Here is a 21,306-nt window from a genome sequence, read left to right as displayed (position 1 = left end):
GTCACCGCGGAACCGGCTCTGCCGGGCCGCCGGTGACGCCCCTCGAGGGGGAGGCGGCTACACGCAGTGAGCAAGCAACGGGGTGGTCTTTATCTTGCGGCGCGTTCGGCGGCTTCAAGTGTGTTGGCGAGCAGCATGGCGCGGGTCATCGGCCCGACGCCGCCGGGCACGGGAGTGATCCAGCTCGCGACATCCTTGACGCCGTCGAAATCGACATCGCCCGCGAGCTTGCCGTCTTCCTTGCGGTTCATGCCGACATCGATGATGACCGCACCGGGCTTGACCATGTCTGCCGTCAGGATGTTGCGTCTGCCCACGGCAGCGACCACCACGTCGGCCTGCCGCGTGATCGCGCCGAGGTCCTTCGTCGCGCTGTGGCAGATGGTGACCGTGGCATTCTTGGCCAGCAGCATCATCGCCATCGGCTTGCCCACGATGTTGCTGCGCCCGATGACCACCGCATGCTTGCCGCGCAGGTCGTAGCCGATCGATTCGAGCATCTTCATGCAGCCGTGCGGCGTGCAGGGCCAGAAGCCCGGCTGGCCGACCATGAGTGCCCCGGCGCTCGCGACGTGGAAGCCGTCCACGTCCTTGGCGGGCGAGATCGCCTCGATGACGCGGTGGCTGTCCATGTGCGGCGGCAGCGGCAGCTGGACGAGGATGCCGTGCACCTTGGGGTCCTCGTTGAGCGCATGGATGCGGGCGAGCAGGTCGGCTTCGGTCATGCTCGCCGGGTAGCGCTCGAGGTTGGCGGTGAGGCCGGTCTCGCTGCTGTCGTTGACCTTGTGCTTGACGTAGACCTGGCTTGCCGGATCGTCGCCCACCAGCACGATCGCGAGCGTGGGTTCGACGCCGCTCGCCTTGAGCGCCGCGATGCGGCCGGACACGTCCGCGCGAATTTTTCGGGACAGCGCGTTGCCGTCGATCAGTTGGGCTGTCATCGTTTTCCTGTTTTCCAAGTAAAAACGCCCGCTTGCGCAGGCGTAGGGTGCGAGAGGGTGGCCGTTGGGCTGCTAGGCCTTGGCGGGCGCCGCCTGGCCGAGCGCGATCTTCAGCAGATCGGCCACGGTGTTGGCGTTGAGCTTTTCCATGATGTTGGCGCGGTGCGCCTCCACCGTCTTGATGCTGATGCCGAGGTCGTCGGCGATCTGTTTGTTGAGTCGACCTGCGACGATGCGTTCCAGAACCTGCGCCTCGCGGCCCGTGAGCTTCGACAGCAGGGCGTCACGGCTGGCGGATTGCTGATGCTGGGCGAAGGCACCGCGGGCGTGTTCGAGCATCCGCTCGACCAGTGCGACCAGCGCCTCGTCGTTGAAGGGCTTCTGGATGAAATCCATCGCACCCTTCTTCATGCTGTCCACCGCCATGGGCACGTCGCCGTGACCGGTGATGACCACGATGGGCAGGGGGGAGCGGCGTTCGATCAGCCGGTCCTGCAGTTCGATGCCTGACATGCCGCCCATGCGGATGTCGACGATCAGGCAGGCGACTTCGCGCGGGTCGTAGCGGGAGAGGAACGACTCGGCCGAATCGAAGCAGCGGACCCGGTAGTCCTTGCCTTCGAGAAGCCATTGCAACGAATCACGAACTGCCTCGTCGTCATCAACGACATACACCGTGCCCTTCTTGGGAATCAAACTCATGCAGGTACCTTCGCCTCGTTGCTTGCTACTGAATCGATAGCGTCTAACACCGGAATCCAGAAGGAAAAACGGCATCCGACCACATCCGGACCATTGTAGATGTTCTCCGCCTGCATTCGGCCCCGGTGGGATTCGACGATCGTTCGGCACAGGTTCAGACCGATCCCCATGCCTTCGGGTTTGGTGGAGAAGAACGCCTCGTACAAGCGCTCCATGACTTCGGGCGAAAGCCCCATGCCGGTGTCCTGGACCGAGAACTCGACCGCGTTGTGCCCCTCGATGATCTTCGGCAGCACCCGCAGCTCCACGCTGCGGCGTGCCAGAGGCCGGTTGGCGAGGTCGATGGATTCGGCGGCGTTCTTCAGCAGGTTGACCATCACCTGCTCGATCAGGATCGGGTCGACGCGCAGCACCGGCAGGCGCGCGGCGACGTAGTGGTTCAGGCGCACGTTGCGGCGGCGCAACTCGATGCCCGCCAATTCGACCGCTTCGCTGACCATCATCGCCACTTCGGCCGGTGTGCGGTTGGGCTCGCTGCGCTTCACGAAGGAGCGGATGCGCTGGATGATCTGGCCGGCGCGCTGGGCCTGCTTGGATGTCTTGTCCAGCGCCGCGAGCAGGGCGTCGGAATCGATCTGGTTCCCCTTGATCCGCGACATCATGCCGTTGCAGTAGTTGGTGATGGCGGTCAGCGGCTGGTTGAGTTCATGGGCCACGCTGGAGGCCATTTCGCCCATCGTGATCAGGCGGCTCGCGGCGTGCGCGCGGTCGGCCTGCGCCGCTGCGAGATCCTCGGCGTCGCGGCGCGGCGTGATGTCGGTCGCGATCACGAGTTGCGCCAGGCGGCCGTCGACCCAGGTCAGGTAGCGCGAGCGCACCTCCAGCCACTTCCCGAGTTCGGGCACGAAGATCTCGTTGTTGGCCGGCTGGGCCGCGGTGAGCTGATCGATCGGCAGTCCGGCGAAGGGGTCCACGTCGTCGAGCTCCTCGTCGCGGGCATGTGAAGCCGGCACCCCCGCTTGCGCCACCATGTTCAAGTGGCCGACGGTATTGGACCCGAACCAGAGGCGGTAGAGCTTGTTCGCGAACACCAGCTCTTCGCTGCCGAGCGGCGCCACCGACACCGACGCGTCCAGCGCTTCCAGCACGGTGGTGAAGCGCTCGTACGAAGCCGACAGCTGCTCGCGGATGCGCGTCGGCTCGGTGATGTCGGTCATCGAGGTCATCCAGCCGGTCTGGTGTCCGCGTGCATCGATCAGCGGCGAGACGTACAGCCGCGCGTTGAAGACGCTGCCGTTCTTGCGCTTCACGCGCACCTGGAAGCCGCCGGGCAGGGCGCGACCGTGCAGCTCTTCCTCGAGCCGCTCGTTCATCACCTCACGGTCGGACTCCAGCCAGTAGGGGAAGGGCGGCGTCTGGCCGACCAGTTCGTTTTCGCTCCAGCCGGTCATCGCGCAGAAGGCGGCGTTCACGTAGGTGATGCGGCCTTCGAGGTCGAGCACGCGCATGCCGGTGAGCATCGAGTTCTCCATTGCGCGACGGAAGTTGGTCTCGGCCACCAGCGCCTGCTGCGCCTGCAGACGTCGCCGCGTGTGGCGCCAGGTGCCGATCAGCATCCAACTCGTCAGCACGCTGAGCGCGCCGACCAGCCAGAAGAGGCCGTTGCCGACCACGCCCTGCGAGGTGCGATAGGCCTGTGCGCGCAGCACCAGTCCATTGCCGACCGGCGACACCGGCACTTCGTATTCGTTGGTATGCACGGCCCATGGCAGCAGGCGGTTGCCGGCGCCTTTGGGATTGGCGACGGTGTTCCCGGCGATCAGGCCGCCCTTGGCGTCGAGCAGCGACACCGCATAGCGCGCCGAGACCTCCGCCGGCATGCCGTAGCGCAGCAGCCCGTCGACAGAGAACTCGCCCAGCAGCGTGCCGGCGAACAACCCCTGGTCGAACATCGGAATGTGAAGCTGCAGCATCGGTGCCGGATCGCCTCCCGCGAGCGCCTGCGAGTACACCAGTTGCCCCAGTTCGCGTGCCAGGGCGTAGCTGCTTTCGGTGTCGCCGGGCCGCAGCACCTCGCCGATCGCCCGCTGCTGCGCGGGATGCACGCTTGGCGCCGCATAGCTTGCCTTGACGCGGCGACGGTCGTCGATCCATGTCACGGCCTGCAGTTCCGGAAACTGGCTGACCAGTGACTCGGCGCGGCTCGCGAATTCGGCGACGTCGATCTCGCGGTTGGCGGCATCGCGGGCCAGCCGCGAGAGTTGCTCCTGCCGTTCGAGGAGGCGCATGCGAACGCGCTGCTGCGCGTACTCGACGTCGCGCCTGACCGATTCCTGCACGCGCTCCATTTCCTCCGCGCGCAAGTACCAGAAGGCCGACACGATGGCCGCGAGAAAGAGCAGCACGGCGGCGAGCGGCGCGAGCATCGCCACGGCGTCCTGCAGCATGGGCGTCTGCCGGCGCCACCAACGGCGCCACCATGAAAGCGGCGATGCGTGGACCGCGCTGCGCGCGACCGCGATCGGGGAGGAGAAGGGCATCGGGCGAGTTTAGGTGATCACCTTTCGGACAGGGTGTCAACCCGTCCATTCGAAATGCGGCCGGCAGGGGAAACCCATGAAAACGCAATCAAGGTTTCATTGGTGAATTTCATATTAAGAAATCGCTACGCACTATTTGAAATCGCGGAAATTCTGTGAGAAACTCCCGCCGCACTGCCAATCCGGCACTAAATTACTGCCACAACCCCTGTCAAAAAGGAGACAAGCATGTCGGCGAATCCTCAGAACCTCTTCGGTTCGGCCGCGAACGACCAAGACGCGCAGGAAACGCGCGAATGGATGGATGCCCTATCGGCAGTCATCGAAAGCGAGGGGCCGGAACGGGCGCACTTCCTGCTCGAGCAACTCCTCGAACATGCCCGTCAGAACAGCATCGACAAGCCGTTCTCGGCCAACACGGCCTACGTGAACACCATCGAGACCGACCAGGAAGAGCGCTCGCCGGGCAACAACGAAATCGAGGAGCGCCTGCGTTCGTACATGCGCTGGAACGCGATGGCGATGGTCGTGAAGGCCAACCGCCACCACCCGCCCGAGGGCGGCGACCTCGGCGGCCACATCGGCTCCTTTGCCTCGCTGGCGACCATGTTCGGCGCCGGCTTCAACCACTTCTGGCACGCCGAGAGCGAAAACCACGGCGGCGACTGCCTGTACATCCAGGGGCACGTCTCGCCCGGCATCTACGCCCGCGCCTACCTCGAAGGCCGCCTGACCGAAGAGCAACTGCTCAACTTCCGTCAGGAAGTGGACGGCAAGGGCCTGTCGAGCTACCCGCACCCAAAGCTCATGCCGGAGTTCTGGCAGTTCCCGACCGTGTCGATGGGCCTGGGCCCGCTGATGGCGATCTACCAGGCGCGCTTTCTCAAGTACCTGCACGCACGCGGCATCGCCAACACCGAGAACCGCAAGGTCTGGGTCTTCTGCGGCGACGGCGAAATGGACGAAGTCGAGTCGCTCGGCGCCATCGGCCTGGCCGCGCGCGAGAACCTCGACAACCTGGTCTTCGTCATCAACTGCAACCTGCAGCGCCTGGACGGCCCGGTGCGCGGCAACGGCAAGATCATCCAGGAGCTCGAAGGCGAGTTCCGCGGTTCGGGCTGGAACGTCATCAAGCTGCTGTGGGGCAGCAACTGGGACCCGCTGCTGGCGCGTGACAAGGACGGCGCGCTGCGCAAGATCATGATGGAGACCAACGACGGGGACTACCAGTCGTTCAAGGCCAACGACGGCGCTTACGTTCGCAAGCACTTCTTCGGCCGCGACCCGCGCACGCTCGAGATGGTCTCGAAGATGAGCGACGACGACATCTGGGCGCTGCGCCGCGGCGGCCACGATCCGCAGAAGGTCTACGCGGCCTTCCACTCGGCCGTGAATCACAAGGGCCAGCCGACCGTGCTGCTGATCAAGACCGTCAAGGGCTTCGGCATGGGCAAGATCGGCGAAGGCAAGAACACTGTCCACCAGACCAAGAAGCTCGGCGACGAGGACATCAAGGCCTTCCGCGACCGCTTCAACATCCCGATCCCGGACAGCCAGATCGAAGACCTGCCGTTCTACAAGCCGGCCGACGACACCCCGGAAATGAAGTACCTGCACGAGCGCCGCAAGGCCCTCGGCGGCTACCTGCCGCATCGCCGCACCAAGGCGGACGAGAGCTTCACCGTGCCGTCGCTCGAAACCTTCAAGGCCGTGCTGGAGCCGACCGCCGAAGGCCGCGAGATCTCGACCACGCAGGCGTACGTCCGCTTCCTCACGCAGTTGCTGCGCGACCAGGCCCTCGGCCCGCGCGTGGTGCCGATCCTCGTCGACGAGGCACGCACCTTCGGCATGGAAGGCCTGTTCCGCCAGGTCGGCATCTACAACCCCGCGGGCCAGCAGTACACCCCGGTCGACAAGGACCAGGTCATGTACTACAAGGAAGACAAGGCCGGCCAGATCCTGCAGGAAGGCATCAACGAAGCCGGCGGCATGTCGAGCTGGATCGCGGCGGCCACGTCGTACAGCACGAACAACCGGATCATGGTGCCGTTCTACGTGTACTACTCGATGTTCGGCTTCCAGCGCATCGGCGACCTCGCCTGGGCGGCGGGCGACATGCAGGCGCGGGGCTTCCTGCTTGGCGGCACCTCGGGCCGCACCACGCTGAACGGCGAAGGCCTGCAGCACGAGGACGGCCACAGCCACATCCTCGCGAACACGATCCCGAACTGCGTGAGCTACGACCCGACCTTCGCGCACGAAGTCGGCGTGATCCTGCACCACGGCCTCAAGCGCATGGTCGAGAAGCAGGACAACGTCTACTACTACCTCACGCTGCTCAACGAGAACTACGCGATGCCCGGCCTCCAGCCCGGCACTGAAGAGCAGATCATCAAGGGCATGTATCTGTGCAAGCAGGCGCCGGCGCTCAAGGCCAAGGCGCCCGCCGTGCAGTTGCTCGGTAGCGGCACCATCCTGCGCGAAAGCATCGCCGCGCAGGAATTGCTCGAGAAGGACTGGGGCGTCAGCGCCGGCGTGTGGAGCTGCCCGAGCTTCAACGAGCTGACCCGCGACGGCCAGGATGCCGACCGCTGGAACCTGCTGCACCCGACCGAAGAGCAGCGCGTGCCTTTCGTCGCCCAGCAGCTCGCCGCGAGCACCGGCCCGGTGGTGGCATCGACCGACTACATGAAGGCCTACGCCGAGCAGATCCGCCCCTTCGTCCCGAAGGGCCGCAACTACAAGGTGCTCGGCACCGACGGCTTCGGCCGCAGCGACTTCCGCGCCAAGCTGCGCGAGCACTTCGAGATCAACCGCCACTACATCGTGCTGGCCGCGCTCAAGGCGCTGGCCGAGGACGGCGCCATTCCCGCGCAAAAGGTGGCCGATGCGATCAAGAAGTACGGCATCAACGCCGACAAGATCAACCCGCTCTACGCATAAAACGACCAACCAACAATCAACTGCGCCCTAGGGCGGGAGACACGATATGGCTACAGTGGAAGTCAAGGTGCCGGACATCGGCGATTTCGATGAGGTCGCAGTCATCGAAGTGCTGGTGAAGGTCGGCGACACGGTCAAGGCCGAGCAGTCGCTGATCACGGTGGAGTCGGACAAGGCGTCGATGGAGATCCCGTCGAGCCAGGCCGGCGTGGTGAAGGAACTCAAGGTCCAGGTCGGCAGCAAGGTGAGCGAAGGCTCCGTGGTGCTGCTGCTCGAGGCCGAAGGCGCGGCTGCCGCAGCACCGGCACCGGCACCGGCCGCGGCGGCGCCTGCCACTGCAGCGCCGACGCCTGCGCCCGCGCCTGCAGCCGCTGCGCCCGCACCGGCCGCAGCCGCCGGCCCGATCGACGTGAAGGTGCCCGACATCGGCGACTTCAAGGACGTCGCGGTGATCGAGGTGCTGGTCAAGCCCGGCGACACCATCAAGGAAGAGCAGTCGCTCATCACCGTCGAGTCGGACAAGGCCTCGATGGAGATCCCGTCGTCGGCCTCCGGCGTGCTCAAGGAACTCAAGGTCAAGGTCGGCGACAAGGTCAACATCGGCGACCTGATCGCGGTGATCGAAGGCGCAGGCGGTGGTGCGGCTGCTCCGGCTCCGGCGCCCGCCCAGGCCGCCGCTGCGCCTGCGGCCGCGACCGCATCGGCACCTGCACCGGCCGCAGCGCCTTCGGCATCGGCCGTCGCGCCGGCTCCGCATGACCCGACCGCCGCACCCAGCGGCAAGCTGCCGCACGCATCGCCGTCGGTGCGCAAGTTCGCGCGCGAACTCGGCGTGCCACTCGACGAGGTGAAGGGCAGCGGGCCCAAGGGCCGCATCACGCAGGAAGACGTCCAGAACTTCACCCGTGCCGTGATGAGCGGCGCAGTCAGCACGAAGGCTGCGGGGGCCAAGGCGCCGGCGGGCGGCGGGGACGGTGCTGCGCTGGGGCTGATTCCCTGGCCGAAGGTCGACTTCAACAAGTTCGGCACCGTCGAGCGCAAGGACCTGTCGCGCATCAAGAAGCTCAGTGGTGCGAACCTGCACCGCAACTGGGTGATGATCCCGCACGTCACCAACAACGACGAAGCGGACATCACGGAGCTCGAAGCCTTCCGCGTCTCCACCAACAAGGAGAACGAGAAGTCGGGCGTCAAGGTGACGATGCTGGCTTTCGTGATCAAGGCCGTGGTCTCGGCGCTCAAGAAGTTCCCCGAGTTCAACACCAGCCTCGACGGCGACCAGCTCGTCTACAAGCAGTACTACCACATCGGCTTCGCGGCGGACACGCCCAATGGCCTCGTGGTGCCGGTGCTCAAGGATGCCGACAAGAAGGGCATCATCCAGATCAGCCAGGAGATGGGCGAACTCGCCAAGAAGGCGCGCGACGGCAAGCTCGGCTCGGCCGACATGCAGGGTGGCTGCTTCTCGATCAGTTCGCTCGGCGGTATCGGCGGCACGCACTTCACGCCGATCATCAATGCGCCCGAAGTGGCGATCCTGGGTCTCTCCAAGGGCCAGATGAAACCGGTCTGGGACGGCAAGCAGTTCGTGCCGCGCCTGACGCTCCCGCTGTCGCTGTCGTACGACCATCGCGTCATCGATGGTGCCGCGGCCGCCCGGTTCAATGCGTACCTGGGTCAGGTCCTCGCCGACTACCGTCGAATCATCCTATGACCACGGTCGTGGCCGTCCGCAAAGGCGGTCAGGTCGTGATGGCTTCCGATTCGCTGGTGACGTTCGGCGACACGCGTCTGTCGTTCAACGCCGAGGCGAACCGGAAGCTCTTCATGGTCAACGACGCAGCCGGCCAGACCATCTTCGCGATGGCCGGCGCGGCGGCGCACTACCTCGTGCTGCAGCACGCGCTTGCGGGGCAGCCGGTGGAGGCGCTGCGCTTCGGCAGCAAGGACGAGATCTTCCACACCTTCACGCGGCTGCATCCGGTGCTGAAGGACTCGTTCTACCTGCAGACCAAGGAAGACGAACATGAGCCGTACGAGTCGAGCCAGTTCACCATGCTGATGGCCAACCCGAGCGGCATCTACGGCGTCTACAGCTATCGCGAAGTCTTCGAGTTCAAGCAGTTCTGGAGCATCGGCTCCGGCCGCAGCTTCGCACTCGGCGCGATGCACGCCGCCTACGACAAGGCGCGCAGCGCGCGCGACGTGGCCGAAGCCGGCGTGGCGGCGGCCTGTGAATTCGATAGAAACTCGGCCGCACCGGTCGACGTTCTCACACTCAAACTGAAGGTGTCCAAATGAGCGAAGTACAAGTCAAAGTGCCGGACATCGGCGATTTCTCGGAAGTCGCTGTGATCGAGGTCCTCGTCAAGGCGGGCGACACGGTCAAGGTCGAGCAGTCCCTCATCACGGTGGAATCGGACAAGGCGTCGATGGAGATTCCCTCGTCGCACGCCGGCGTGGTGAAGGCGGTGGCCGTGAAGGTGGGCGACAAGGTGAGCGAAGGCTCGGTCGTGCTGACGCTCGATGCGGCGGAAGGCGCCTCTGCTGCGCCGGCACCCGCTCCTGCAGCACCCGCGGCGGCACCGGCGGCCAAGGCCGCGGCTGCTCCTGTTGCGGCGCCGGCTGCGTCGACCTATGCGGGCGGCGTGGATGTCGAATGCGATGTCCTGGTGCTCGGCGCCGGCCCCGGCGGTTACTCGGCCGCCTTCCGCGCGGCCGACCTGGGGCTCAAGGTCGTGCTGGTCGAGCGTTACGCGACGCTCGGCGGTGTCTGCCTCAACGTCGGCTGCATTCCATCCAAGGCCCTGCTGCACGTCGCGGCGGTGATGGACGAGGTCAAGCACTTCGCCGATCTGGGCGTGAGCTACGGCGATCCCAAGATCGATCGTGCCAAGCTGCTCGCCCACAAGAACAAGGTGGTCGGCAAGCTCACCGGCGGCCTGACTGCGATGGCCAAGATGCGCAAGGTGACGACCGTGCGCGGCATCGGCGAATTTGTCGACCCGTATCACCTCAAGGTGCAGGAGACCTCGGGCGACGGCAAGGACGCGAGCGGCAAGTCGCAAGTGGTGAAGTTCCGCAACTGCATCATCGCGGCCGGCTCGCAGGCGGTGCAGTTGCCCTTCATGCCGAAGGACGATCCGCGCATCGTCGACTCCACCGGCGCGCTGCAACTCGGTGTCGAACCCAAGCGCATGCTCATCCTCGGCGGCGGGATCATCGGCCTCGAAATGGGCTCGGTGTATTCCACGCTCGGCGCGCGCCTCGACGTGGTCGAGATGCTCGACGGGCTGATGCAGGGCGCGGACCGCGACCTCGTCAAGGTCTGGCAGAAGATGAACACGCCGCGCTTCGACAACATCATGCTCAAGACGAAGACCGTCGGCGCCGAGGCGACCAAGGAAGGCATCCGCGTGACCTTCGAGGGCGAGCAGGCGCCGAAGGAGCCGCAGGTCTACGACCTGGTGCTGCAGGCGGTCGGCCGCAGCCCGAACGGCAAGAAGATCGGCGCCGAGAAGGCGGGCGTTGCCGTGACTGACCGAGGCTTCATCCCGGTGGACGTGCAGATGCGCACCAACGTGCCGCACATCTTCGCGATCGGCGACATCATCGGCCAGCCGATGCTGGCCCACAAGGCGGTGCACGAGGCGCATGTGGCCGCCGAAGTCATTGCCGGCGAGCAGAAGGGCGATCACGAACTCGCGAGCGCAGCCTTCAATGCGCGCGTGATCCCGAGCGTGGCCTACACCGATCCCGAAGTGGCCTGGGTCGGCCTCACCGAGGACCAGGCCAAGGCGACGGGCGTGAAGGTCGAGAAGGGGCTGTTTCCATGGACCGCCTCCGGCCGGGCCATCGCCAACGGGCGCGACGAGGGCTACACGAAGCTGCTGTTCGACGCCGAGACGCACCGCATCGTCGGTGGCGGCATCGTCGGGACCCATGCGGGCGACATGATCGGAGAGATCGCGCTGGCCATCGAAATGGGCGCGGATGCGGTCGACATCGGCAAGACGATCCACCCGCACCCGACGCTCGGCGAGAGCATCGGCATGGCGGCGGAAGTGGCGCACGGGAGCTGCACGGATCTCCCCCCGGTGAAGAAGCGCTGACCCCCAGCCTCGCTCACTTCGTGTAGCTCGGGCACCCCCTTTCAGGGGGCACCCCCGGCGGACCGGCGGAGCCGGATCCGCCGGGGTCCTGGAACAAAAAAATCCCGCCAGCGGCGGGATTTTTCATGGAATGGCTTTGCGGGTCAGTCGCCGGAGGTCTTGGCGGCGTCGTCCTGCGCGTCGACCACGCGCCGAGCGCCGCTGAAGCGCCGCTGCCAATAGCTGCCGCTCATGTCTTCCACGCGAACCTGCGCGCCGGGCTTGGGCGAGTGGATGAACTTCCCTTCGCCGACGTAGATGCCGACGTGGCTGAAAGCGCGTCGCATGGTGTTGAAGAAGACGAGGTCGCCGGGCTTGAGTTCGCTGCGGTCGATCTTCTGGGTGGCGGCGGCCTGTTCTTCGGCGCGGCGGGGAAGCAGGTGGCCGACGGTCTGGTTGTACATCGCGCGGACGAAGCCGCTGCAATCGAAACCGGTCTCGACCGTGTTGCCGCCGCGGCGGTAAGGAACGCCCAGGAAACCCATGGTGGTGACCACGAGGTCGGAAGTGCGGTCGACGACGGTCTGGCGCACCTGCTGGAACTGGCCCTTCAGGGTCTTGTCGACGACGACCTGCGCCTCGACGGCGTCATCGCCGAACTCCGCACGCTGGAGCGGCGCGGCATGGACCGAGATCGCTAGCAGCAGGCCGGCGGTGAGTAGGATAAAACGCATGGCGCGTAAGGATATGGATGACACCCCGGGGTGTCAATTTGAAGCGAAGTCGCGATTTTGCACGTAACTTGTTGCTGCAGATGGATTTTTTCGATCCTCTCATATCAAAAAATGTAAATGTTTCAGTTATCCGCGATAAGCGTCGAGCGGCGTGTAATGCAAAAGTCTTTGAAATTGGATGGAATGGCCAAACGATTGCAAGACCGCTTCTTCGAAGGATGCGCATGACCTCCATATGGATGAACGCCCGTGCAGTGCCGCGATGGACTCTTTGGTTTGCAGCGATGGTCGCGGGCGCCGCCGTCGCAGCACCCCGGCCCGAAGTCGTTGCGTCGGGGCTGGAGAACCCCTGGGGCGTGGCTTTTCTGCCCGGCGGTCGCTTCCTCGTCACCGAGCGACCTGGCCGCCTGCGAGTGGTCGCGGCCGATGGCAAGGTCGGCGCGCCGGTCAAGGGGCTTCCGCCGATCGCGGCTGGCGGGCAGGGCGGTTTGCTGGATGTGCTCGCCGATTCCGGCTTCGAGCAGAACCGGACGATCTACTTCTGCTTCTCCGAGCCCGACAAGGACAACGACGCGGCCAACGGCACGGCACTCGCGCGGGCAGCGCTCTCGGCGGACGGCGGCCAGCTCGAAGACCTCAGGATCATCTTCCGCCAGCAGCCGAAAGTCGTGAGCCGCAATCACTTCGGCTGCCGCATCGTCGAGATGCCGGACGGCACGCTGTTCCTCACGCTGGGCGAGCGCTTCAGCCGCAAGGAAGACGCGCAGAAGCTCGACAACCACCTCGGCAAGATCGTCCGCGTGGCCAAGGACGGGATGGCGCCGAAGGACAACCCCTTCGTCGGCCGACCCGGGGCGCTGCCGGAGATCTGGAGCTACGGCCACCGCAACGGCCAGGGCGCGGCGATCGGACCGGACGGCAGGCTGTGGATGCACGAACACGGTCCGCAGGGCGGCGACGAGATCAACATCCCCCTTGCGGGCCGCAACTATGGATGGCCGGTCATCACCTACGGCGAGAACTACGGCGGCGGCAAGATCGGCGAGGGCATCACCCACAAGGAAGGCATGGAGCAGCCGCTTCACTACTGGGTGCCGTCGATCGCGCCTTCGGGCATGGCGTTCCTGACCAGCGACCGCTACGGCGCGGCGTGGAAGGGCAATCTCTTCATCGGCTCGCTCAAGTTCGGGTATCTCGATCGCATCGAGATCAAGGACGGCAAGGTGGCCGCCGAGCACAAGCTGCTCGAAGAAGGCCGTGCGCGGATCCGCGACGTCAAGCAGGGGCCGGACGGCCTGCTCTACATCCTGACGGACGAATCCAACGGCAAGCTGATGCGGTTGCAGCCTTAGCGCGAGGGCAAGGGGCAGCCCGGCAGCCCGAGCACCGGAAGCATCTCGTCCCAGAGCCGCCGCCATTCGGGCCAGTCGTGCCCGCCCTCGGTGCGGAACACATGGCCGGGCGGCAGCACGGCGGCCAGCAACTCGTGGCTGAACGCGAACCGGTCGTCGCGCCCGAAACCCAGGTAGAGCCGCGGCAGGTCCGGCGCATCGGGCTGCGCGCCGTAGCGCTGGAGCCATGCCCACAAGCGCTGCTCGCCGTTGTCGCCGGGCAGGCTGCGGTTCGGCGCGCGCCAGCGCACGAGGCCGCCCGCGTTCGCGATGTCGAGGCTGGTGGTGCGTTCCCCGAGGTAGGGGGACAGCACGACGATGCCGTCCAACTGGCCCGGATTCGTCGTCGCATAGGACAGGGCACCGAGGCCGCCGACCGAGATGCCGGCGATCCAGATCGACGTGTAGCCCTGCCGTCGCGCGGGCGCGATCACGTCTTCGCCCAGGCGCCGGAGGATTGCCATTCCGCTGGTGTAGTAGCCCAGCGGGGCATCGGCACGCAGCACGTCGACCGCCAGCCGGCGTTCTTCGACTGCGGCGACGAAGCCCTCGCGTACGAACTCGTCCGGCTCCGAATAGGCGCCGGGCAGCAGCACGAGCAGCGTGCGTGCATCCGGCGTGCAGGGGCTCTTGTGGAGGAACGTGTCCATCGGCCTCTTCGGAGGCCGCACGGATGCGCAGCCCGCGAGCAGCGCGGCCGCCAGCAACACGAGCAGGAGATGCTTGCCGGGCTCGCGAATCTCACTGACTCCCGTCTGCGCGGCCAGGCGGCACGGGCAAGTCGATGAGCCGGTCATGACCGTGGTGCAGCACACCAGCGGCAAGCGGGTCCACCGCTTCTCGCACATCAATACGAGTTCGACTGCGCCTTCAGCGCATGGTCGTAGGTCAGCGCGATGGCGTTGATGCCGGGCTGCAAGGCGCGCTCGTCGGCCACGCTGTCCACCTTGCGGCCGTCGACATACACGGTCGGGCGCGAGCGGCGGAGCGATTCGCGGAAGTCCTGGCCGGACATCAGCGCGGCGGTGCTGAGCGGGGCGTTCATCGTCTCTTCCTTGGTGGTTGCGCAAGGCTCGTCGGCCCGGGCGCTTGTTCGATAATTTGACCATCGAATCGCCCATGGCGCGCATCGCCGCCATCACCTCCGAAAGAAGACACCCCATGCTGCTCGACGCATCGCAATCCCAACTGGTCCTCGTCGACTATCAGGCCCGCCTGATGCCCGCGATCTTCGAGGCCGAGGCCGTCGCGAAGAACGCGGTGCGGCTCGGCAAGCTGGCCCAACTCGTGGGCGTGCCGGTCTTCGGCACGGAGCAGAACCCGTCCAAGCTCGGCGAAAACCTCCCCGACATCCGCGCGCTGTGCCAGCGCACGCTCGCCAAGATGCATTTCAGCGGCGCGGAAGAAGGCCTCGGCGAATGGCTCCGCACGCCGGCCAAGGCGCCGCAGGGCAATGCGCGCAGCCTGCCGAAGCATCTGCAGAAGCAGCAGCCCGCCGCCGAAGAGCGCAACACGATCGTCATCGCCGGATGCGAAGCGCATGTGTGCCTGCTGCAGACCGCGCTCGATCTGCTCGAAGACGAATTCGAGGTGTGGGTGGTGACCGACGCCTGCAGCTCGCGTACCGAGCGCAACCGCGATGCGGCCTTCGACCGGCTGGCCGGTGCGGGCGCCGAACTCGTCACGACCGAGATGGTCGGCTTCGAGTGGGTGCGCACCGCGGAGCATCCGCTCTTCAAGGAACTGCAGACGCTCATCCGTTGAAGAAGCGCTCTGCGATCAGTCGACCTTCAGCGAGCCCAGCCGCTCCACGATCAGGTCGTGCAGCGACTGCGCCGCGACCGACAGACTGCCTTCGCGCCGCTGCACCAGATGCAGCGTGCGCGTCAGCCCCGCCACAGGGAGCGGCCGCGTCACGAGTGATTCGCGACGGAAGTGAAACAGCGTGAGCGCCGGCACGATGCTCACGCCGAGCCCGGCCTCGACGAGGCCCATCACGGTCGCGAGGTGCTCCACCTCGAAGACCTGGTTCAGCCGCATCGGGTGCAGCGCCGCGTCCAGCGACTGTCGCACGCTGCTGTTGCGTGCCATCTGGATGAAGGGCCACGGCGCGATCTTCTTGAGTGTCAGCCGATCTTCCTGCGCCAGCGGATGGTCCGCGCGGCACACCAGATGAAAGCGATCGGTGCACAGCTTCCGGCTGCGCAGGTCGTTGCCCTGCGCCGCACCGGCGCCTGAAGCAGCGAGGGCGAAGTCCGCCTGTCCGCCGCGCACCAGCGCGAGGCAGGCATCGGACAGGGCATCGTCGAGGTCGATCGTGATGCCGGGCCACTTCTGCATGAACTCGGCGAACACGCGTGGAAGCCAGCCCGCCGCGAGCGAGGGCAGGGCGGCCACGCGGACACGGCCCTTGCGCCGCTCGACATGATCGGCCAGATCGCGGATCGCGCCGCCCATCTCTTCCAGCAACCGGCGTGCCGAACCTTCGAACAGCCTGCCCTCGGGCGTGAGGTGCACGCTGCGCGTGTCGCGATCGAAGAGGCGAGTGCCGAGCCCGTCTTCCAAGGTGCGGATGAGCGCGCTGAAAGCCGGTTGAGACAGATGGCAGTTTTCCGCCGCGCGCGTGAAGTTGCGCTGGTCCGCCAACGCCAGGAAGGCCCGAAGCTGGCGTGTCGAGAGGTCGGGCGTCTTCATGATTGATTTGCCATTCCGATCAATTCATCTGAACTTTCGATTTTACGGATGATGCTGCGAGGCCTTAGAGTCCTTCGCATGGACACGCCCTCGCTTCTCATCGGCTGCGCCGCAGGCTTCTCCGGCGATCGGATCGATGCTGCCGGACCGGTGGTCGATACGCTGATCGCGCGGCTCGAAGCCGGCCCTTCCGGTCGGCGCGCCTTTCTCATCTTCGAAACCCTCGCCGAACGCACGCTGGCGCTGGCGCAGCTTCGGCGGCGTGCCGATCCCGAGGCGGGCTACGAGCCCTTGCTCGACGCGATGTTGCGGCCAGTGCTGGTGCGCTGCCTCCAGCATGGCATCCGGATCGTGAGCAACTTCGGCGCCGCCAATCCGCGCGCTGCCGCTCGGCTCATCGCGCAGATGGCGCGCGAACTGGGCGCGAAGCCGCCGCGCATCGCGGTGGTCGAAGGAGACGATCTCTCGTCGCCGGAGCACCTCGCATTGCTGCGCGAGCAACTCGGCGCGCGCATGGACGGCATCCGCATCGTCAGTGCCAACGCCTACATCGGCGCGGAGCCGATCGCGGCCGCGCTCGATGCGGGCGCGCAGATCGTGGTCTGCGGCCGCGTGGCGGACCCCTCCCTGACCGTCGGCCCCGCCATGTCGCACTTCGGCTGGCCCCGGGACGATTGGGCGAAGCTCGGCCGGGCGACCATGGCCGGCCACCTTCTGGAATGCGGCGCGCAGGTCTGTGGCGGCTATTTCGCTGACCCCGGCTACAAGGACGTACCGGGCCTCGAAGCGGTCGGATTCCCTATCGCCGAGATCGATGCCGATGGCGGCTGCATCATCGGCAAGTCCGACGGCACCGGAGGCCTGGTGACCGAGGCGACCGTGAAGGAGCAACTGCTCTACGAAGTGCACGATCCCGGCGCCTACCTGACGCCTGACGTGGTTGCAGACATCTCCGAGGCCGCGGTCCATGCGCTTGGCCGCGACCGGGTGGCGCTTCGCGGCGTGAAAGGTCATTCGCGGCCGTCGCACTACAAGGTCAATGTCTGCCACGAAGGCGGCTGGCTCGCAGAGGGGGAGATTTCCTATGCCGGGCCGCGCGCCGAGTCTCGCGCAAGGCTCGCGGCGGAGGTTCTCCGCAAGCGCCTCTCGGGACTGCAACTGCGCGTCGACCTCATCGGTGCCGTCAGCGTGCTCGGAGACGACGCCGGCCGCACGCTCGCGGCAACAGCCGACGCGGGCGGGCGCGATGTACGTCTGCGTGTGGCCGCGGCGCACGATGACCGTGCGCAGGCCGAGCGGCTCGCTCGCGAGGTCATGGCGCTCTACACCTGCGGGCCGGCTGGCGGCGGCGGGGTGCGGACGGCGCTGACGCCGCGCCTCAACACCATCTCGTGCCTGCTGCCGCGCGACGCCGTGACCGTGCGGCATGTCTTCATCGAGGAGGCGACGTCATGAACTCGCACATCGAAGTCGCGCTCTATCGCGCCGCGCATGGACGAACGGGCGACAAGGGCGACCGTTCCAACATCAGCGTGATCGCGTGGCACCCGGATCTCTACGCGCTGCTGGTGGAGCAGGTCACGCCCGAGGCTGTCGCGGCGCAATTCGAGCACCGCGCGCCGACCGGGGTGCAACGCCATCTGCTGCCGAAGCTGCATGCGATGAACTTCGTGCTCGACGGCGTGCTCGATGGCGGCGTCAACGATGCGCTCAATCTCGACACGCATGGCAAGGCACTGTCCTTCCTGCTGCTCGACCTTCCGATCCGCGTGCCGCGCGAACTTGCCGACCGGCTCGCGGGCCCTGACGAATTCTGAAATCCGATCGAGACCCTCAACCATCCAGGAGACAGACAGATGAACCGCATTTCTTCCCTCGCGCTCGCTGCCGCGCTGGCGGCATCCGCCGCGCATGCAGAGGGTTTCCCCGACAAGCCGATCACTTTCGTCGTGCCCTTCGCGGCCGGCACGGCGACGGACCAGATCGCGCGTGCGCTGGGCAACGGCGTGACTGCGGAGACGAAGCAGGCAGTCGTGATCGACAACAAGGCCGGCGCCAGCGGCTTCATCGCCTCGCAGATGGTCGCGAAGGCGCCCGCCGACGGGTACACCGTGCTCATCACCACCAACACCACGCACGCGGCGAACGAGCATCTGTTCAAGAAGCTGCCTTACGACCCGGTGAAGGACTTCACGCCGATCGCCGCGCTGGGCAAGGGCGGGCAGATCATGGTGGTCAACCCGTCCTTCCCTGCGAAGACGGTCGCCGAGTTCGTCGCGATGGCGAAGAAGCAGCCCGGCAAGTACAGCTTCGGCAGCGGAAGTTCGTCGAGCCGGATCGCCGGCGAACTGTTCCAGCAGATGGCCGATGTCAAGCTGCTGCATGTGCCTTACAAGAGCAACACGCTCGCGGTGACCGACCTGCTCGGCGGGCAGATCGACATGATGATCACCGACACCGCGACCGGTCTGCCGCAGGTCAAGTCCGGCAAGCTGCGCGCGCTGGGCGTGTCGAGCGCGAAGCGCTCTCCGCTGGCGCCCGAGGTGCCGACGATCGCGGAAGCCGGCGTGAAGGGCTACGAAATGGGCTACTGGTTTGCCGCGTACGCGCCGGCCAAGACGCCGCCGGCCGTGGTCAAGCGCCTGAACGAACTGCTGGTGAAGGCCGCGCAGAGCGACGCCGCGAAGGCCGCCTTCTACGAGCCGACCGGCACCGAGGTGTTCACCACCTCGCCCGAGGGCCTCGCGAAGTTCCAGGCGTCGGAGTCGCAGAAGTGGGGTCGCATCGTGAACGCGGCCGGCATCGAGGCGGAATAGCCAAGCCGCGCTCGCCTCATTTCTGGAGCCGCCGATAGGCGCTGAAATGCCGGATCGCCTCGCGCCGGTGGCCGAGGTGGTCGTACAGGCGCCCGACATTGAAGTGCGCGTCGCCGATGGTCGGGTCCAGCTTCAGGCAGCGCTCGTAGGACCGGATCGCTTCGTCGAGCCGCCCGAGGTCCTCCAGGGCCACCGCGTGGTTGAAGTGCAGGAGCGGCGCGTCCGGAAGGCGTTGCACCGCCTCGTCGTAGAGCCGGGCCGCTTCGGCCTGCCGGTCGGACTCGCAGAGGATGGCGCCGAGGTTCAGATAGGCGTCCGCGAAATCTGGCGAGATGGCGAGCACCTCGCGGTAGATCGCCTCTGCGGCCTTCATGTCGTTCGCTTCGAGCGCTTCCGCACGCGCGAACAGCGCTTCGGCGGACACAGCGGGCGGCGTGGCATCGCGCCGCCGGTCCACGAAAGCGACCGAGCCGCGCGTCGCGGCCACGTCGAAATCCATCAGCAACTGGCCGGTTTCCGCCTCCCAGCGGCTTTCGCGGTCGTGCACCGCGATGGAGTTGCCCACCGCGGTGATGCGCAGGCCGGTCAGCGGCAGCTCTTCGGGCAGCGTGGCCTTCAGGCGCTGCAGCGCGCGCAGGATCTTGCGCGTCGGGATGTCGGCCTGCTGCAGGTCGTGGGCGGTGCGCAGCAGCACCACGTCGCGGAACGAAAAGCGATAGGCATTGCGCGGCCCGCGCTTGGGACTCACGAAGCCGTTGGCGATCAACCCCGCGATGGCGCCCCGCGAGAGGCCCAGCATCTCCTGGATGCTGCGCAGGGTGTGCGGCGTTTCGGGATGGTCGAGCGTCACTTCCTGGATCGCGCCCTGGCAGGGGCCGGTGCCTCGACAGCGGCCTTGGTGGCGCGCTTGGCGCCCTTGCGCTCGTTCGCGACCATCGGTGTGACGACTTCTTCGGCCGGCGCGCGGGCGGTCCGCTTGCCGGCGCCGGACTTCGCGAGGCTGGCTTTCAGCATCTCGGTGAGGTCGATGATCTGGCCGCCGCCGGAAGCCTCTTCGCGGTGCTCGACCGCGACCACCTGCTCGCCGGCGATCTTCGCGTCGATGGCCGCGAGGATGCGCTTCTTCTCCTCGTCGACGAACTGCGCCGGGTCGTAGCTGTCCTGCGAGATCTGGTCGATGAGCTGCAGCGCGAGCTTCACCTCGGCGTCGGAGGGCGAGACCTGCTCGATCTGGAGTTCCTTCATCGAGCGCACCTCGTCCGCATACAGCAGCTGCTGGAGCACCAGCCCGTCCTCGTGCGAACGCACCTGCACCACGTATTGCTTGCCTTTCCAGGTCCACTTGGCGAGCGCGCACTGGCCGCTCTCGCGCATGGCCGCGAGCAGCAGCGTGTAGGGCTTGGCGCCGCGCTTGTCGGGGGCGAGGTAGTAGGCCTTGTCGTAGTAGATGGGGTCGACCGCACGCTCCGGGATGAACGCGACGATCTCGATGGTGTGGGTCGCGCTGTCTTCGACGGCCTTGAGCTCGTCGGGCGTGAAGATCACGTAGCGGTCCTTCTCGAACTCGTAGCCCTTCACCATCTCCGAGCGCGGAACGACGAGCGACGGGTCCTTCTCCGAAACGTACTGCTGCTTGACCCGCGAACCGTCCTTGGCGAGCAGGTTGAAGCGGACCGTCGCGCTGCTTTCCGTGGCGGAATAGAGCTTGACCGGAATGGAGACCAGCCCAAAGCTGAGCGACAACGAGGCGAGTGAACGAGCTGCCATGCAGACCTCCGGAGATGGCGAGGAGCGACTCCCGACGCAAGAATGCCACGATCCGCGCCAGTCGCAAAGGCGCGTGTCGATTCGTGCACACCCTAGCGGGATGCGCTCGCAGGTTGCGTCGGACGGGGTCCTACAGCGCCGTCGATGACGATCGCGAGGTCGCGCGCGCCGGGCTTCACCGGCGCCGAAGTGCCGATCAGATCGCCTTCCATGGGCTGCGCCCGCCCGCTTTGCGAGATGCGAGCCTCCACGATGACCTGGCCTGCGCCCGAGAGGCGATGGTCCGGACGCATCGCGAGACTGTCGTCGAGCGCGAAGCCGAGGGGCAGGTCGCCGGCGCGGCCCTTCATCACGGCCAGCGGGATGCGCGGCCCTTCGGCCGCGCGCGCGTAGATGAAGACGGTCTCGTTCGCAGCGGGCGTTCTCGGGAGCTTGCCCGCGAGCGTCACCCGGCCGGTGATCGCCTCCGGGCCCACTTGTTGCGGAGCGGGTGCGGCCGCCGCACTGATTTGCGCGATGGTCGACGCCACGCGCGCCGCAGTCTGCGATTCCGGCGGCAGCAGCCGATGCAGGTGCTGCCATTGGCGCAGGGCTTCCTGTGTGTCGCCCCGCTCCATGGCTGCGCTGGCGGAGAGCGCGAGCGCCTTGGGGTGGTCGGGGTCCAGCGAGAGCGCGCGCTGGATCTGG

At 66.5% G+C, this 21,306-nt stretch carries 19 protein-coding genes; 9 read left to right on the top strand and 10 right to left on the bottom strand.

Annotated elements, in window-relative coordinates; all coding sequences use genetic code 11:
• Positions 1 to 89: 89 nt before the first annotated feature.
• From folD to WKW77_RS30425, 3 genes are all read right to left on the bottom strand, one after another.
• Entirely contained in the window at positions 90 to 941 is an 852-nt protein-coding gene (folD, locus tag WKW77_RS30435) for a bifunctional methylenetetrahydrofolate dehydrogenase/methenyltetrahydrofolate cyclohydrolase FolD (protein ID WP_340360627.1), read from the bottom strand.
• Positions 942 to 1,013: 72 nt separating this feature from the next.
• Entirely contained in the window at positions 1,014 to 1,643 is a 630-nt protein-coding gene (locus WKW77_RS30430) for a response regulator transcription factor (RefSeq protein ID WP_028253580.1), read from the bottom strand.
• Positions 1,640 to 4,183 carry a PAS domain-containing sensor histidine kinase gene (locus tag WKW77_RS30425; protein WP_340360626.1) on the bottom strand — a complete coding sequence of 848 codons (2,544 nt, stop codon included), beginning with the start codon at positions 4,181 to 4,183 and terminating at the stop codon, positions 1,640 to 1,642. Before WKW77_RS30425 ends, WKW77_RS30430 begins: the two co-directional genes overlap by 4 nt.
• Positions 4,184 to 4,411: 228 nt before the next feature.
• Here WKW77_RS30425 and aceE point away from each other — a divergent pair, with 228 nt between their 5' ends.
• From aceE to lpdA, 4 genes are read left to right on the top strand one after another with little or no spacing between them, the layout of a single operon-like run.
• Complete coding sequence (gene aceE, locus WKW77_RS30420; RefSeq protein WP_340360625.1) at positions 4,412 to 7,126, top strand: pyruvate dehydrogenase (acetyl-transferring), homodimeric type; 2,715 nt, start codon at positions 4,412 to 4,414, stop codon at positions 7,124 to 7,126.
• 46 nt (positions 7,127 to 7,172) lie between these two features.
• Positions 7,173 to 8,840, top strand: a complete 1,668-nt coding sequence (gene aceF / locus WKW77_RS30415) for a dihydrolipoyllysine-residue acetyltransferase (RefSeq protein WP_340360624.1) — start codon at positions 7,173 to 7,175, stop codon at positions 8,838 to 8,840.
• A complete protein-coding gene (locus WKW77_RS30410) occupies positions 8,837 to 9,427 on the top strand; it encodes an Ntn hydrolase family protein (protein WP_340360623.1) in 591 nt (196 codons plus the stop codon). The genes aceF and WKW77_RS30410 overlap by 4 nt, the downstream gene beginning before the upstream one ends.
• A complete protein-coding gene (gene lpdA / locus WKW77_RS30405; RefSeq protein WP_340360622.1) occupies positions 9,424 to 11,238 on the top strand; it encodes a dihydrolipoyl dehydrogenase in 1,815 nt (604 codons plus the stop codon). The genes WKW77_RS30410 and lpdA overlap by 4 nt, the downstream gene beginning before the upstream one ends.
• A 143-nt stretch (positions 11,239 to 11,381) precedes the next feature.
• On the opposite strand, the gene WKW77_RS30400 is transcribed toward lpdA, so the two are convergent.
• Positions 11,382 to 11,951: a C40 family peptidase gene (locus WKW77_RS30400; RefSeq protein ID WP_340360621.1), complete on the bottom strand. Its 570-nt coding sequence runs from the start codon at positions 11,949 to 11,951 to the stop codon at positions 11,382 to 11,384.
• A gap of 284 nt (positions 11,952 to 12,235) precedes the next feature.
• Here WKW77_RS30400 and WKW77_RS30395 point away from each other — a divergent pair, with 284 nt between their 5' ends.
• Complete coding sequence (locus WKW77_RS30395) at positions 12,236 to 13,303, top strand: PQQ-dependent sugar dehydrogenase (protein WP_340360710.1); 1,068 nt, start codon at positions 12,236 to 12,238, stop codon at positions 13,301 to 13,303.
• Here WKW77_RS30395 and WKW77_RS30390 read toward each other — a convergent pair.
• Both WKW77_RS30390 and WKW77_RS30385 read right to left on the bottom strand, forming a co-directional pair.
• Positions 13,300 to 13,992 (bottom strand): alpha/beta hydrolase-fold protein, encoded by a 693-nt coding sequence (locus tag WKW77_RS30390; RefSeq protein WP_340360620.1) that lies wholly within the window; start codon positions 13,990 to 13,992, stop codon positions 13,300 to 13,302. The two genes, WKW77_RS30395 and WKW77_RS30390, sit on opposite strands and share 4 nt — an antisense overlap.
• Positions 13,993 to 14,189: 197 nt before the next feature.
• Positions 14,190 to 14,387 carry a 4-hydroxyphenylacetate 3-hydroxylase N-terminal domain-containing protein gene (locus WKW77_RS30385; protein ID WP_340360619.1) on the bottom strand — a complete coding sequence of 66 codons (198 nt, stop codon included), beginning with the start codon at positions 14,385 to 14,387 and terminating at the stop codon, positions 14,190 to 14,192.
• 116 nt (positions 14,388 to 14,503) lie between these two features.
• On the opposite strand from WKW77_RS30385, the gene WKW77_RS30380 reads away from it, so the two are divergent.
• A complete protein-coding gene (locus WKW77_RS30380) occupies positions 14,504 to 15,106 on the top strand; it encodes an isochorismatase family protein (RefSeq protein WP_340360618.1) in 603 nt (200 codons plus the stop codon).
• Positions 15,107 to 15,121: 15 nt separating this feature from the next.
• On the opposite strand, the gene WKW77_RS30375 is transcribed toward WKW77_RS30380, so the two are convergent.
• The gene (locus tag WKW77_RS30375) at positions 15,122 to 16,036 is read right to left on the bottom strand and encodes a LysR family transcriptional regulator (protein ID WP_340360617.1); all 915 of its coding nucleotides are present in this window, start codon (positions 16,034 to 16,036) and stop codon (positions 15,122 to 15,124) included.
• A gap of 78 nt (positions 16,037 to 16,114) precedes the next feature.
• Here WKW77_RS30375 and WKW77_RS30370 point away from each other — a divergent pair, with 78 nt between their 5' ends.
• From WKW77_RS30370 to WKW77_RS30360, 3 genes are read left to right on the top strand one after another with little or no spacing between them, the layout of a single operon-like run.
• Entirely contained in the window at positions 16,115 to 17,491 is a 1,377-nt protein-coding gene (locus WKW77_RS30370) for an acyclic terpene utilization AtuA family protein (protein ID WP_340360616.1), read from the top strand.
• Entirely contained in the window at positions 17,488 to 17,853 is a 366-nt protein-coding gene (locus WKW77_RS30365) for an AtuA-related protein (protein WP_340360615.1), read from the top strand. The genes WKW77_RS30370 and WKW77_RS30365 overlap by 4 nt, the downstream gene beginning before the upstream one ends.
• A gap of 39 nt (positions 17,854 to 17,892) precedes the next feature.
• Positions 17,893 to 18,852 carry a Bug family tripartite tricarboxylate transporter substrate binding protein gene (locus tag WKW77_RS30360; RefSeq protein ID WP_340360614.1) on the top strand — a complete coding sequence of 320 codons (960 nt, stop codon included), beginning with the start codon at positions 17,893 to 17,895 and terminating at the stop codon, positions 18,850 to 18,852.
• Positions 18,853 to 18,868: 16 nt separating this feature from the next.
• Here WKW77_RS30360 and WKW77_RS30355 read toward each other — a convergent pair whose 3' ends face one another.
• The 3 genes from WKW77_RS30355 to WKW77_RS30345 all read right to left on the bottom strand — a co-directional run.
• Positions 18,869 to 19,702 carry a tetratricopeptide repeat protein gene (locus WKW77_RS30355; RefSeq protein WP_340360613.1) on the bottom strand — a complete coding sequence of 278 codons (834 nt, stop codon included), beginning with the start codon at positions 19,700 to 19,702 and terminating at the stop codon, positions 18,869 to 18,871.
• A complete protein-coding gene (gene ku, locus WKW77_RS30350) occupies positions 19,699 to 20,619 on the bottom strand; it encodes a non-homologous end joining protein Ku (protein WP_340360612.1) in 921 nt (306 codons plus the stop codon). Before ku ends, WKW77_RS30355 begins: the two co-directional genes overlap by 4 nt.
• Before the next feature lie 92 nt (positions 20,620 to 20,711).
• On the bottom strand, positions 20,712 to 21,306 hold a 595-nt coding region (locus WKW77_RS30345), incomplete at its 5' end, for a c-type cytochrome biogenesis protein CcmI/CycH (RefSeq protein WP_422823299.1).

This window comes from Variovorax ureilyticus (genome assembly GCF_037889935.1).
GTDB classification, from domain to species: Bacteria; Pseudomonadota; Gammaproteobacteria; order Burkholderiales; family Burkholderiaceae_C; genus Variovorax; species Variovorax ureilyticus.
This window is presented reverse-complemented; position numbering and strand designations above follow the sequence as displayed.